Source organism: Phytoactinopolyspora endophytica, assembly GCF_004138495.1.
Lineage (GTDB): Bacteria > Actinomycetota > Actinomycetes > Jiangellales > Jiangellaceae > Phytoactinopolyspora > Phytoactinopolyspora endophytica.
In genome coordinates this window covers 602291-602703 of the sequence record NZ_ML142849.1, presented here as the reverse complement: position 1 = coordinate 602703, position 413 = coordinate 602291, and the positions used below count along the sequence as shown (strand labels likewise).

Sequence of the window (413 nt, the reverse complement as noted above, 5' to 3'; positions counted from 1 at the left end):
GTACCGATGGACCGGGAGGCCTCGACGAACTCGAACGTCTTGATCTTCAGCACCTGTGCCCGGATCAGCCTGGCCTGGTTCACCCAGGACGCGATCCCGATCGCGACGACGATCGACAGCGGTGAGCGGCCCATGATCACGACGAGTAGCACCGCGAACAGGTAGTTGGGAAAGGCGTACATGACGTCGGTGAACGCCATCAGCCACTGCTCCACCCGGCCGCCCCGGTAGGCGGCCCACATGCCGATGACCAGAGCGATCGCGAGCGCCAGCAGTTCGGCCGCGAAGCCGATCAGCAGCGCTGTGCGCAGGCTGTAGATCAGCCGGGAGAACACGTCCCGGCCCAGCTCGTCGGTGCCGAGGAGATGGCCGTCGGACAGTAGCGGCTGGAACCGGTTCGTCAGGTCCTGCTC

At 65.6% G+C, this 413-nt stretch carries 1 protein-coding gene; it reads right to left on the bottom strand.

Features of this window, described 5'->3' with window-relative positions; all coding sequences use genetic code 11:
* A partial coding sequence (locus ELR45_RS34435) for an ABC transporter permease (protein ID WP_165367410.1) occupies window positions 1–413 on the bottom strand: 413 nt, incomplete at both ends.